Consider the following 13,031-nt stretch of genomic DNA (forward strand, 5'->3'; position numbering starts at 1 on the left):
GCCCGGACTATCTCAAGCGTGTCAAAACTCATTACCCACTAAAGAGAGGCGTTAGACATGTCTGATGGTAAAACAAAGGGCGGAACAACCGCTTCACGAGCGGGGGCCCTACAGTCCTCTGTTAATATCCTGCTCCATACACATTATGCAATCCGGCTTTGGGAGGGCAGGAAACGTGATGCTCCGGACGAGACAGGGGTGAAAAAAAAGAGGCCTGAAATAATCAGCATGCCGCAAGCCATTGCGCGAGCTGGTAATGCTTCCCGAGACTCAGCGGCAGATAATCCCTATGCCGATATGGCTCTGGTACGGCTCGAAGAAGCCCTGCAACGAGCAACACTTAAAATTAATGAAAACGTCAGTTCACTGGATGCCATATTGTCAGCCGTACCCAAAGGGGTAACGCTCTCGGAAGTTGAATCAGCCGATCCGTTAAATGTCAGCGTTTTCAGCCGTTCACCGTTAGGATACCGGTGCGTATGGCTTCTGGTTGGATATGATCAGTTAGCAATGAAAGCTTTCCAGGCTTTTCATTACGGGCTGATTTCGCGTTCGCAACGTGACACTATCCTGGACAATGGTGGCCATGCTGTTCGTCAGGTCTATGGCGTGATTCAGCCTTACCGAACACTTGCAGTGACTCGCCGTGATATTGCAGAAAAAACCACGCAAGGGCTTGTTGCCATTGAGCGAAATGGCGAACCTGATCCGGATGTGTTAAGCGGTAAAAAACGCTCTTCGTTCTCACCTCCGCTTAAAAACAACATGGCAGAGGAGGAATAATATGATTCGCCCTGTGTTCCTCCTCACCTCCTTCTTTTTACTGAGCGGATGCGCAACAACGGACTGGGCTGCGATTAATAAACAGGTCAGTGACACAGCCGCAAACCTGACAAAAACGTTGGGCGGCAACAGCAGCGGAGAAAGTGGCGGGATGCCGCTGATGAGTCCGGCGGGGCAACAGGCCATGAAGTCCGTCGATAAAACGTTCTCCGTGCCGGTCGATGTGGATACCGCGGCGGCCCGCCTGAAGCGCCATTACAAATTTATCTCCACGCAGGAGCTTGAGGCACTGCGGCAGGCCGCAAATGACGGGGACTGGAAAGCGGCGGCTGAAGATGATGCGCATCCCGTCTGGGACGCCATGCCGGGCAGCTACTACAAAATGGGCTCCGACTGGAACGAACGTGATCACCTGGATATCGAAATCGAGAAAAACGGGTCCGGCAGCAGGCTCTATGTTGTCTATCGCTCATCATCATCACAGCGTCTGGCCGGGTCCGGCGTCACGAAGCTGATGAATGATGTCCGCGCTGTTGCGGCGGGTGAAAAACGCTGATGCGGGAGGCAACACATGCAACTCTTTCTGTGTGAAAAACCATCACAGGCAAAGGATATTGCCCGCGTGCTGGGTATCAGCAAGCGTGAGCAGGGATTTATCAGCGGCGGTAACATCGTTGTGACCTGGGCGGTCGGCCATTTACTCGAAACTGCCAGCCCTGAAGCCTATGGTGAGCAGTATGGCAGGCCATGGCGTGCCGATGTCCTGCCTGTGCTGCCTGAGACCTGGGAAATGGTCGTCAAGGAGCAGACAAAATCGCAGTTCACTGTTATCAGTAAGCTGCTCAAAAAGGCCTCTGAGGTGGTCATCGCCACCGATGCCGACCGCGAGGGCGAGGTGATCGCGCGTGAGCTGCTGGAATACTGCCGCTACAGTGGCGCGGTACGCCGGCTCTGGTTGTCAGCCCTGGATGAGGCCAGTGTGAAGGAAGCACTGGGCAATATTCTTCCCGGAGAAAAAACAGCCCTGCTGTACGATGCCGGCAAGGGCCGGAGCCAGGCTGACTGGCTCATCGGTATGAACCTGACCCGCCTTTATACTCTCAAAGCCCGTGACTCAGGGGTGTCAGAAGTGCTGTCCGTCGGGCGGGTACAGACGCCGACGCTTGCCATGGTGGTTAACCGGGATAATGAAATTACGTCCTTCGTGCCAAAGCCCTGGTGGCAGGTACATGCGCTTATTGAAAAAGAGGGCGTCCGGTTCCGGGCTGGCTGGGTGCCCGTTGAGCAGTACTGTGATGAGGAAAAGCGTTGCATCAATCCTCAGGCTGCCCGGGCGGTGGGACAGCTGTGTCAGCAGCAGGGCAGGGCTGCGGTACTGGAGGTGACACAGAAGCGGGAGAAAACGGCGGCACCCCTCTGTTTTGACCTGGGCACCCTTCAGCAGGTCTGTTCCCGAAAATTCGGCATGGGCGCAAATGATGTGCTCGCCATTGCTCAGTCACTTTACGAAACCCACAAAGCGACCACCTACCCCCGTACAGACTGCGGTTTTCTGCCAACTTCCATGCAGCAGGAAATATCCGACGTGCTGGCGGCAGTGGCGAAATCCGATCCAGCTGTGGCCCCGGTACTGAATCAGCTGGACAGGCAGTTTGTCTCGCGTGTCTGGAATGACAAAAAAATCACCGCGCACCATGCCATCATTCCCACCCGACAGGCATTTGATTTGTCACGCCTCAGTGCCGATGAGCTGAATGTCTACCAGCTGATTCGCCAGCATTATTTCGCCCAGTTCCTTCCGCTGCAGGAATCTGACGTGACGGAGGCCTCTTTCAATATCGGTGGACAGCTGTTCCGTACACGCGGGAAAGTCGGTGTGGTGACGGGCTGGAAGTCATTGTTCCTGGCTGAAAAAGATGACGATGAAGAGGACGTCGACGGTGACAGTATGGCGCTGCCGGCGCTGGCAAAAGGGGATATTTGCGCTGTCACCGGTTCTGAGGTTAAGGATATGAAAACCAGTCCGCCCAAACCGTTCACGGAGGGGACGCTGATTGCTGCCATGAAGAACGCGGCCAGTTTCGTCAGTGACCCGAAGCTGAAGAAAGTGCTGCGTGATAACGCCGGTCTGGGCACAGAGGCGACGCGTGCGGCTGTGCTTGAAACCCTCTTCAAACGGCACTATCTGGAGAAAAAAGGGAAGCACATCCACTCAACGCAGATGGCCCGGGAGCTGATTGCGGCCCTGCCGGAAACGCTGACGAGCCCGGGCATGACCGCATTATGGGAGCAGGCACTGGATGATATTTCGCAGGGGAAAATGTCGCTTGCGGTCTTTATGCAAAAGCAGCTGCAGTGGACCCGTCACCTTGTCGAAAAAGGCCGCCAGGACAGTGTGAAAATTACTGCTCCCGTCACGCCTCCCTGCCCGTTATGCAAAGGACCCACGCGTAAACGTAAAGGTAAAAATGGTGATTTTTGGGGGTGCATACGCTATCCGGACTGTGAGGGAATTATCAGTACAGGTAAGAAGAAAGCAGCGAAGCGTAAAAAAACATCGGTTAAGGCTAAAACAGAATAATCCGCGCAGTATTGAACTATTTCACTGTACAACCCCGGGGCGGGTTCTGCTATTGTTGCCAGGCTTTGATGCATAGGTGCCCCGCTGGCCACGGTGCTGTAAGGTAAACTTTAACGGGATTTACCCGCAGCAGGCCTGGCAGGAAGTTATTGCACACTAACGGACCTGTAAGACGCATGCACTCCGTGAAAACCGCGTCGGGATTATTCCCCGGAGACAGATGAGACGACCGCAGGTTAAGGCACTGACCCCAGGGCACCGGAAACGGTGCCCTTTTATTTTTACGGATCACGTTTTCCATTTTGACCGTTGACATTCCGGGAGGACGGTTTAATTATAAAAGTGCTAAACCGTCGTTCATACGACCACCAATGATTCCGTAGCCTGTGAGAATCGCCTTCGGGTGGCTACAGCGAAAGCTCCTATAACCTGAAAGGGAGCAAACTTTGGTACATCTGCGCACCTTTGAAAGCAGATATCGCCTGTACAAGCGCATTACGACGCGGCGATGAAGGTTCCTTCAACATACCAGACTCTCAGGATTCAACCGATCCTGACCCCCGACGGGAAACCACTCCCGTCAGGGCAGATGGTTTCTCCGTCGTACCTATTTTTACCTCCATGGAGAAAACATCATGTCTGCAAACAACACTTCTGCATCTGCAAAATCTGAGTACTTCAACCTGACTATCAAAGGCATCGGGTATCTCAGCAACATTCGCCAGGTTAACCATCAGAATGGCTCGTTCCTCAGCTGCGTAATCAATGCACTGAGTGGTCCGACTGATAATCCGGCCTACGTCCGTTTTGACATTTCTGTCGCAGGTAAAGAGGCAACCAGCCTTATCGCCCGCTGCCAGAAAGCCGTCGATGAAGACAAGAAAGTCCTGTTGGGCTTTAACCTGAGTAACCCGTCCACGGACATATTTACGCTGAACAAGGGTGACCATGCCGGCGAACAGCGCGTCAGTCTGAAAGCCCGCCTGATAAAGGTGGACTGGATCAAAATAGGCCAGGAAATGGTTTACAAGACTGAAAAATCTGACTCCGTGCCGCCGCAGAATGGCTCTGCCGCACAACAAAACTACGCAGAAAACTCATTCTGATGCGCACCTGACACACCCCGTTCGCGGGGTGTTTCTTTATTCCTTACAGGAGAAATGATTATGTCCTCACGCGGCGTTAACAAGGTTATTCTTGTCGGAAACCTCGGCCAGGATCCTGAAGTTCGTTATATTCCTAACGGCAGCGCAGTTACCACCCTTTCGCTGGCCACGTCTGAGAGCTGGCGCGATAAGCAGTCCGGTGAACAGAAAGAAGTGACCGAATGGCATCGGGTGGTTATTTTCGGCAAGCTGGCAGAAATTGCGGGTGAATATCTGCGTAAAGGCTCCCAGGTTTACATCGAGGGCCAGCTGCGCACACGCAAATGGACCGATCAGGCCGGCCAGGATAAATACACCACAGAGGTGGTAGTCAATATTGGTGGCACCATGCAGATGCTGGGTGGCCGGCAATCTGGCAGCAGTCAGAATACGTCTTCCCGGAATGACTGGGGGCAGCCTCAGCAACCTTCAGGACCGACTCACAGTGGCCAGGCTTCCGGCAGCAGTGCCGGTGCGCCACCGATGGACTTCGATGACGATATACCGTTCATTGGATTCGGGTATGGAGTACCAAAATCGGCAGTCCATGCACTCTGAACAGTCTTTATGGCAGTTGCTCTGAACTTAAACATAATCCGGTCAGCATTTAAGGATAACTGACATGCCTGTTATACTGAGGATCAACGGTTTCCGGTTCTTTTTTTATTCTAATGAAGGTAACCCGCTCGAACCTGCACACATTCACGTAATGAAAGCAGGTAGTGAAGCCAAATTCTGGTTAACGCCATCAGTGGCACTGGCCAGTAACGATGGGTTTAATTCACGGGTATTAAAAGAACTGACGGGGATCGTTGAAGATAACCAAGCATTGTTTCTGGAGGCCTGGAATGACTATTTCAGCTAAACGGGTCAGCTTCGATGAGGCCACGATGTGGGTTGAACTCAACGACGCCCGTACCATCGGTGTGCCGCTGGCATGGTTTCCACGCCTGTTGCATGCTTCAACTGAACAGCTTAACAGCTATGAACTGAGTCCCCGTGGTATCCACTGGGACGCGCTGGACGAAGACATTTCTGTTGCGGGTTTGCTTGAAGGCCGCGGCGATGTGACCCATCGTCCCCATAAAGTAGCCTGACAGCGCTGTTAATGAAAAACGCTGGCTTTTGCCGGCGTTTTTTTTCATCCACGGAAAATCAGTTGTTAATTGAGTAAAACCGGACCGATTCCGCACAGTGAGGGCTGTTTTATCACTGTACAGGAAAATTCCGGATGAAACGTAACACCTCTCACAACGTATTTTCACCAGGCAGGCTTGCCACTGTTCTTCCCCTGATGCTCCTTGCGGGCTGTGTTTCCCAGCCGCAAAAGTTGCAGCAACGCGCGCCTGCGGACCCGACACCCGGCACCACCGTCACCCGCAACGTTCAGCCGGTCTCTCCCGACGAGTATGCGCGGACGCCGGAAGTGGTGCGCTACGATCGTTATCTGCTGGTCAGCACCGATCCGCAGGCGGCCCAGCGTGACCCTCTCTCGCAGATTATTGATATTCGCATCCCGTCATCCCTGCATCCTACCGTGGCGGATGCGCTGCGTTACGCCCTGCGCCAGTCCGGTTATTCCCTGTGCGCGACGGGTTCCGCCAACGGCGTGCTTTACCGCCAGGCATTGCCGGCAGTCCAGTACCAGCTGGGCCCGATGCGCCTGCGTACTGCCCTGCAGGTCCTGGCCGGTCCGGCCTGGCAGCTGGAAGTGGACGATGTGCAGCGGGTGGTCTGCCACAGCCTGCGCGACGGCTACCAGCTGCCGGTTACCCAGCTTCCGCCGCCGGTCAGCACCTGGTCCACGCCTGCGCCGTCAGCAATGTCACAACCGGCCATCAGCACACCTCAGTCAGTACCCGTTAAACCTGTCAGCGGAGGGTTTCTGAGAAAATGAGCGAACAGCAACCTTTCCATACGGAGCCTGCGCCGGCCCGTAAAAGATTCAGCTGGCGTCCCCGCCGCCGTCTTATCTGGGGCGCTGCCGCAGGTGTGGCGCTGGCCGGCATTCTGGCGCTGGGCTACACCGCCTTCAGTCTGGGCATATCGAACCTTGATGAGCGTCTTGCACGCCTTGAATCTCAGGGCAGTACAGCGGCCACTATTGAGACAGTTGCGGCCCTGCAGTCAGATGTGACCACGCTCAAAGCCGGTCTGCAGGATACGCGGAAAAATCTCGGCGAGGTCCAACAGCGACTCAGCGCTGCTGCGAAACAGGCCGGCAGCGATGACGCCGTGCATCAGTCATTACGCGCCCTTCAGGATGCCCAGCAGGGGCTGGAAACCCGCCTGAGTGCGCTTACTGAGCAGCTGACAGCGCTGAAATCACAGCCGGCACCCGCCACACCTGTCGCCGCACCGGTTAAAAAAACTGAACCTGCGGAAAAAAAGCCCCGTCCCGCTGACACACGTCGTGCTGCTCCGTCCCTTCGCGTGGCCCGCACTGCGCCTTTTGTGCTGACGGGAGTGGAGAAGCGGGGGGCAGAGTCCTGGGCTGCCATCGCGCCCCGAGGCTACAGCAGCCTGTCGCAGGTGGCCCTGGTCGGAGAGGGTGAAACCGTGGCCGGCTGGACGCTGGTCAGTGCCGGTTATGGTGAGGCGACGTTTCGGGTTAACGGCCGCCTGACCGTGCTCAGAGCAGAGTAACGGAGCGAATGATGAAACTGAAACATACCTTTTTAGCCGCCATGCTGCTGAGTCCCCTGACCCAGGCCGCGACCACATCAGGACAGACGGATGTCAGCCGACAGGAATCAACACAACGTGCTGACTCCGCACAGCAAAACCTGCAGCAACAGGCCGGTCAGTGGGGACTCAGTGCCGACGATTATCAGCGTTATCAGCAGCTGATGAAGGGGCCCCGGGGTATCCAGTCGCCGGGTCTCGATCCGCTTTCCACCCTGGGTATTGAGGCGCAGACGCCGGCAGAGCGCCGTAAGTTTGCTGAAAAGTGGGTGAAGGAAGAGTTTGCCCGCACCCAGAAGGAGCTTGATTTCCAGCGTGAGGTGAACGCGGCCTGGCAGCGCCTGTATCCGGGCACACTGCCGGTCAATATGGGGAACGCCTCCGGCGTGGCGCACGACAGTGGTGGCCGGCTGGCGCTGTTCGTCAGGTCAAAAGACTGCGCCACCTGCGACGCAAAACTGTCTGCCGTGCTGGCTGACAACCGGCCGGTGGACATCTATCTGGTCGACAGCCAGGGCAGTGATGATGCGCTTCGCAGCTGGGCACGGGACCATCACATTCCTGTGGAAAAGGTCCGCAAGCGCCAGATCACGCTTAACCACGACGGCGGCCGGTGGATGCGTTTTGGTAACGGCCTGATGCCGGTTTTACTGCAGCAGGCGGGAGACGGTAAATGGACAATCGCAGCGTTCTGACCGGCGCACTGGCGCTGGGCTTACTGATGGCGGCCGTCCCTGACGGCCATGCTGACCAGACGGTGCCGGAGGGTTACGTCCGCGTGGCCATGGCGCACGGCGTGCCTCCCGAAGCGCTTTACTCGGTCTCCCTGAGCGAGTCTTCGCGCAAACTTCCCCGCGGAGTACGGCCATGGCCATGGACCATCAATGTGGCAGGCAAAGGGTACCGCTATGAGACGCGCCTGCAGGCCTGGCAGGCGCTGCAGGTCTTTATGAAGCGTCACCCGCTTAAGCGCATCGATGTCGGTATTGCCCAGGTCAATCTGGGCTGGAACGGTCATCATTTTGCCTCGACGTGGGATGCGTTTGACCCTTACACCAACCTGAACGCCGCCGCCACCATTCTGCGTGAGTGCTGGGCGCGCAAGCCCGGCAGCTGGCTGGATGCCGCCGGGTGTTATCACCATCCCGCAGGTGGTCAGCCTGCTGCACGTTACCGCGCCATTGTGAGAGGGCATCTGGCAAAAATCAGCCCTGCACCCCGCATTTCTGCGCCGGCAGCTGAAGCGCCCCGTTCGGTTGCTGAGCTCAACCCCGATCCAGGCTTCGTCTGGACTGAACCCGGGAGATAACTCTGATGAAAACGCTGTCCTTACTGCTGTTTACCCTCCTTCCCCTGACCGGCCATGCTGAACTGAACGTCATTGCTGACCTGGGCGGTCAGGATGCTACGCCGTATTTTGAGGCCGTTAATAAACAGCCCGGTATGAGCACGGAAAACGACACCACATCTTCACCCCCGTCACCCGTGCTGCAGGGCGAGGCCGCCATGCTCCCGGTATTCACGCCGGAGTTGCGCCCGGGCAGCGTTCCCGATCGGACGCTGCAGTTGCCCGGCATCGGGGCGTTGTTTCTGATTGGGGATGATGCTCTGTCCCGTGAATGGCTGACGGCCAATGCCGGTGCCCTGGCTGAACAGCATGCGGCCGGGATGATAGTCAACGTCACAGACATGGATACCGTGCGCGAGCTGCGCGAACTGGCACCCGGTGTCAGCCTGGCCCCGGCTTCCGGCAGCGAGCTGGCCCGTCGCCTGCAGATTGCGCATTATCCGGTACTTATCACCGATACCGGCCTGACGCAGCAGGTTAAGCCGTAATGAGCGCGCCAGATATCAACGATCTGCTGATGGCGCACCCTTACGGGGCGGTCATACTGATCGTCCTTTTCCTGGTGGTGATGGCCTTTCTGAACCTGCGCCGGCGGGAGAAAGCCAGCACCCGCCGTCACCGGCGATACCGGGCAACGGCGGGGCGGGTACTGAATAAGCTGATCAGCCTGCCGGGAGACGGGCAGCGCCTGACTTATCTGCGCAAAATCAGCCCCTATGTCTTTGAAGAGCTGTTGCTGTCTGCCTTTGAACGTCAGGGGCTGACCGTAGTGCGTAATGCCTCCTACAGCGGTGACGGCGGCCTTGATGGTCAGGTCATCATCGACGGCGAGCACTGGCTTATCCAGGCCAAACGGTACAGTCGTGCTGTTTCCCCCGCACATGTTGAGGACTTCGACCGACTTCTCCTGCACTCCGGCCGCCGGGGGCTCTTTATCCACACGGGCCGTACCGGAAAAATGAGCCGCACCCTTCATATGGCGTCACCGCGCCTGCGCATCATCAGCGGGCAACGCCTGCTGGCCATTCTCGCCGGGCAGGACGTCCGGCAGACTCTCTGAGGAATCTTTTATGCACATCATCCTGAACAGCCTGCGCTACGCTTTGTGGCTTGTGTTCTGTTTATTCCGTCATGCCGTTTTCGTGCCTGCCGCTTTCGGCGGTGTCTGCCTGCTCGCCTGGCTTGTTTTCGGCCATCCGGTCAGTGACCTGAACGACCAGTTGCAGAAGGAGGCAACGGCATGGCGCACCGCGCCGCCCGGACATTACATGTGGGAGGAATGCCCGGTGCCTGATAATGCGGCTCCGCCTGAGGCAAAGCCGGCAGCCTGTACCGTCACTGCCGTCTCCACAGAAACCGCGGCGAACAATTACCTGCTGTCATTGCGGGCCGTATGGATCATTTTTTTCATCCTGTCGAATGTTCTGTATGTGCTCTGGCGCTTACTGGCGGATGCCCTGCGTTACCACTCCCTTTCCTGCAGGGAAGCCGGTGCCGGGAGGGGAACGTATATCCGTATGGCCGACGGTAAAATTATAAAGGAGGCAGACGATGAGTAACCGTTACGTCATTGAGGCCCTGCTGCGTCCGGCCGTTGAGCTGAATACCGCCGTGGTATCGGGCATGGCGGCATATGTCTGTGTGCAGGCACCCTGGGCTGTCGCTCTGGCTCCGTCTGTCAGCTATGTCACCGCAGCCGGGTTTGCGGCGCTGGCCGTCACCCGCACGCATCAGGGGATGAAGATTATTCGCTACCGCCGGAATCTCCGCCGCCTGCCGCGCTATGTCATGAGTACTAAACAGATCCCCGTCAGCCATCGTCGCCTGTTTCTAGGCCGGGGTTTCCGCTGGACCCAGAAACACACCCAGCGCCTGCAGGATACGCTGCGCCCGGAAGTGGCCCGTTACCTGCAACCAAACCGCTTTTACCTGGTGGCGCGTCAGCTCGAAATGTTGACAGAGCACCGTCTGCCCTGGCTGGGTAAGCTGCTGAGTGCCGATACGCCGCTGAACCCGGTGCGGCCGTTACCGCCAGTGGGCGGGAATCCGGCGCTGCACGGCATCGAGCCCGATGAAAAAGACGTCACCCTGGCTCTGGGAGAGCGCGTTGGCCATACGGTGGTGTACGGCACCACGCGCGTCGGGAAGACCCGGCTGGCAGAGCTGCTGGTCACACAGGATATCCGGCGGGGTGAAGTCACCATCGTTTTTGATCCGAAAGGCGACGCAGATCTGATGAAACGCGTCTGGGCAGAGGCCCACCGGGCCGGGCGCGGGGATGAGCTGTATATCTTTCATCTCGGCTGGCCTGAAATTTCAGCCCGTTATAATGCCGTCGGGCGTTTTGGTCGCGTGTCAGAGGTGGCGTCCCGCGTGGCCGGTCAGCTGTCGGGTGAGGGGAACAGCGCGGCATTCCGCGAATTTGCCTGGCGGTTCGTCAACATCATCGCCCGTGCGCTGGTCGCCCTGGGTGAGCGCCCTGACTACACGCTGATCATGCGCTACGTGAACAATATCGCCGATCTCTATATCCGCTATGCGGAAAAAATCATCCAGGCGCAGCTGCCGGCTCTGCAGACGCAGATTGAGAATAATCAGCAGGTTTTGGGCGAGGACGACGTGCCCCGTAACATGCAGGGACAGCCGGATGCCTTACGCATCTGGGCCATCGAGGTTGCGCTGAGTTCAGAAGAAGGTAAGAAGCTCTATGATCCCATTCTCGACGGGCTGCGGTCAGCGGTGCGTTATGACCGCACTTACTTTGACAAAATCGTGGCGTCGCTGCTGCCGCTGCTGGAAAAACTGACCACCGGCAAAACCGCTGAACTGCTGGCTCCCGACTATCTCGATATGGATGACTCACGGCCCATATTTGACTGGGAGCAAATCATCCGTAAAAAAGCCGTGGTGTATGTGGGGCTCGATGCGCTCAGTGACAGTATGGTAGCGAGCGCGGTGGGCAATTCCATGTTCGCCGATCTGGTGAGCGTGGCCGGCCATATCTACAAACACGGTATCAATTCGGGCCTGCCGGGCGGAAAAGAAGGGAAGTCCCTGATTAACCTGCACTGCGATGAGTTTAACGAGCTGATGGGCGATGAGTTTATCCCTCTCATCAACAAAGGTGGCGGTGCCGGCATGCAGGTGACGGCCTATACCCAGACGTCTTCTGATATTGAGGCCCGCATCGGGAATGCGGCCAAGACGGCCCAGGTACAGGGTAACTTTAACAACCTGATTATGCTGCGCGTCAGGGAAAACCGCACCGCCGAGCTGCTGACCACGCAGCTGCCGCAGGTGGAAATTTACACCAAAACGCTGGTCTCCGGGCACCAGGACACGGCAGATGTCAACGCTGACCAGGACTTCACCTCAAGCACCCAGGACCGCGTCGGGACGGTAAAAGTCCCGCTGCTGGAGCCGGCCGATATCGTGACGCTGCCGAAAGGGCAGGCGTTTGCCCTGCTGGAGGGCGGGCAGCTGTGGAAAATCCGCATGCCGCTGCCTGCCGGGGATGCTGATGATGTGCTGATGCCGGAAAGTATTGAGAAAATAGCGGAGGAGATGCGGCGCAGCTATCACAGCGGCGAATCCTGGTGGCGGGACGGTCCGGCCCTGAACGTGCCGGTCACAGGAGGGGCGAATGGCTGAGGTAAAACGTCCCCCACAGCAGCAGACGCTGCCGGAACGCAAGCACGGCATTCTGTATAATCTGCTCTGGGGCTGGCCATGGGCCCTGGTGGGCGTGGTGCTGTCCTCGCTGCTGCTGAGCCTGCTGATTGAATATATCGGCATCGCCTTCTTCTGGCCGGAAGCCGGGGCGGCGCACAGTGAAGCGGTCATGAACACCGAGCTGGGGTGGCTGTCCACAGAGTTCACCCGCAGCCTGCTGCTGTCTGAACCATCGGTGACGGTTGTGCGCTGGGTGAGCACCGCCTATCAGTGGGCCTTTGTGGACAGTGGCTTCCTGGACTGGGTCCGGCAGCAGTATGCACACCAGATGCACAGTGACAATGCCGTCACCCGGGAAATCAACAGCTGGAGCGGCTGGCTTGCCGGCTACCTGCGTGAATACCTGCTGGCCACGGTATGGATCAGCATTATCACCCTGGTACGCGTCACCATCCTGGTGCTGTCCGTGCCGTTGTTTGTGCTGGTCGTGGTGGTGGCGCTGGTTGAGGGGCTGGGGCGGCGTGATCTGCGGCGGTACGGCGCGGGGTATGAAAGTTCGTTTGTCTATCATCATGCCAAGAAGCTGGTCAAACCGGCAGCTGTGGTGCCCGCCATGCTGTACCTTTCCTGGCCCACGGCAGTCTACCCCAATCTGCTGTTGTTGCCGGCGGCTGTTCTGCTGGGGATCGCCGTAACGGTGACCACTGCGTCGTTCAAGAAGTATCTTTAAATCAGGGCTGGACGGAGGCGTGCAAAACTTGTTTTGCGCGCCTCCGTCAGCAGACAAGCCATGAAACGACCGTTACTGGCGCGTCAG

General features: G+C 57.5%; 16 protein-coding genes. All 16 read left to right on the top strand.

The genetic code is table 11. The features are described from left to right. Positions 1 to 57: 57 nt before the first annotated feature. The 16 genes from H7K56_RS17240 (at position 58) to H7K56_RS17315 (ending at position 12,944) form a co-directional block, all read left to right on the top strand. A complete protein-coding gene (locus H7K56_RS17240; RefSeq protein WP_150360463.1) occupies positions 58 to 783 on the top strand; it encodes a PFL_4669 family integrating conjugative element protein in 726 nt (241 codons plus the stop codon). Between the two features lies 1 nt (position 784). Next, on the top strand, positions 785 to 1,339 hold the full coding sequence (locus H7K56_RS17245) for a hypothetical protein (protein ID WP_032608279.1): 555 nt from the start codon (positions 785 to 787) through the stop codon (positions 1,337 to 1,339). A gap of 15 nt (positions 1,340 to 1,354) precedes the next feature. Next, entirely contained in the window at positions 1,355 to 3,364 is a 2,010-nt protein-coding gene (locus tag H7K56_RS17250) for a DNA topoisomerase III (RefSeq protein ID WP_150360462.1), read from the top strand. Positions 3,365 to 3,999: 635 nt separating this feature from the next. Further along, positions 4,000 to 4,470, top strand: coding sequence for an STY4534 family ICE replication protein (locus H7K56_RS17255; RefSeq protein ID WP_006785950.1), 471 nt, complete (start codon positions 4,000 to 4,002; stop codon positions 4,468 to 4,470). A 60-nt stretch (positions 4,471 to 4,530) separates the two neighbouring features. Beyond that, positions 4,531 to 5,067 carry a single-stranded DNA-binding protein gene (locus H7K56_RS17260; RefSeq protein WP_150360461.1) on the top strand — a complete coding sequence of 179 codons (537 nt, stop codon included), beginning with the start codon at positions 4,531 to 4,533 and terminating at the stop codon, positions 5,065 to 5,067. 64 nt (positions 5,068 to 5,131) lie between these two features. Next, positions 5,132 to 5,374 (top strand): DUF4160 domain-containing protein, encoded by a 243-nt coding sequence (locus tag H7K56_RS17265; protein ID WP_016807972.1) that lies wholly within the window; start codon positions 5,132 to 5,134, stop codon positions 5,372 to 5,374. Further along, entirely contained in the window at positions 5,358 to 5,606 is a 249-nt protein-coding gene (locus tag H7K56_RS17270) for a DUF2442 domain-containing protein (protein ID WP_029593099.1), read from the top strand. The genes H7K56_RS17265 and H7K56_RS17270 overlap by 17 nt, the downstream gene beginning before the upstream one ends. A 134-nt stretch (positions 5,607 to 5,740) precedes the next feature. Then, a complete protein-coding gene (pilL2, locus tag H7K56_RS17275; protein ID WP_150360460.1) occupies positions 5,741 to 6,406 on the top strand; it encodes a PFGI-1 class ICE element type IV pilus protein PilL2 in 666 nt (221 codons plus the stop codon). Continuing rightward, the gene (locus tag H7K56_RS17280) at positions 6,403 to 7,155 is read left to right on the top strand and encodes a hypothetical protein (protein WP_150360459.1); all 753 of its coding nucleotides are present in this window, start codon (positions 6,403 to 6,405) and stop codon (positions 7,153 to 7,155) included. Before pilL2 ends, H7K56_RS17280 begins: the two co-directional genes overlap by 4 nt. An 11-nt stretch (positions 7,156 to 7,166) precedes the next feature. Further along, a complete protein-coding gene (locus H7K56_RS17285) occupies positions 7,167 to 7,889 on the top strand; it encodes a TIGR03759 family integrating conjugative element protein (RefSeq protein ID WP_150360518.1) in 723 nt (240 codons plus the stop codon). After that, positions 7,868 to 8,503: a lysozyme family protein gene (locus H7K56_RS17290; protein WP_150360458.1), complete on the top strand. Its 636-nt coding sequence runs from the start codon at positions 7,868 to 7,870 to the stop codon at positions 8,501 to 8,503. The genes H7K56_RS17285 and H7K56_RS17290 overlap by 22 nt, the downstream gene beginning before the upstream one ends. A gap of 5 nt (positions 8,504 to 8,508) precedes the next feature. Further along, the gene (locus H7K56_RS17295) at positions 8,509 to 9,030 is read left to right on the top strand and encodes an integrating conjugative element protein (RefSeq protein WP_150360457.1); all 522 of its coding nucleotides are present in this window, start codon (positions 8,509 to 8,511) and stop codon (positions 9,028 to 9,030) included. Further along, positions 9,030 to 9,602: a restriction endonuclease gene (locus H7K56_RS17300; RefSeq protein ID WP_150360456.1), complete on the top strand. Its 573-nt coding sequence runs from the start codon at positions 9,030 to 9,032 to the stop codon at positions 9,600 to 9,602. Before H7K56_RS17295 ends, H7K56_RS17300 begins: the two co-directional genes overlap by 1 nt. 10 nt (positions 9,603 to 9,612) lie before the next feature. Then, positions 9,613 to 10,101 carry a hypothetical protein gene (locus H7K56_RS17305; protein ID WP_016808264.1) on the top strand — a complete coding sequence of 163 codons (489 nt, stop codon included), beginning with the start codon at positions 9,613 to 9,615 and terminating at the stop codon, positions 10,099 to 10,101. After that, on the top strand, positions 10,094 to 12,193 hold the full coding sequence (gene traD / locus H7K56_RS17310) for a type IV conjugative transfer system coupling protein TraD (RefSeq protein ID WP_150360455.1): 2,100 nt from the start codon (positions 10,094 to 10,096) through the stop codon (positions 12,191 to 12,193). Before H7K56_RS17305 ends, traD begins: the two co-directional genes overlap by 8 nt. After that, on the top strand, positions 12,186 to 12,944 hold the full coding sequence (locus H7K56_RS17315; protein WP_006785966.1) for a TIGR03747 family integrating conjugative element membrane protein: 759 nt from the start codon (positions 12,186 to 12,188) through the stop codon (positions 12,942 to 12,944). Before traD ends, H7K56_RS17315 begins: the two co-directional genes overlap by 8 nt. Positions 12,945 to 13,031: the final 87 nt, after the last annotated feature.

It is taken from the genome of Pantoea dispersa, from assembly GCF_014155765.1.
Taxonomy (GTDB): domain Bacteria; phylum Pseudomonadota; class Gammaproteobacteria; order Enterobacterales; family Enterobacteriaceae; genus Pantoea; species Pantoea dispersa.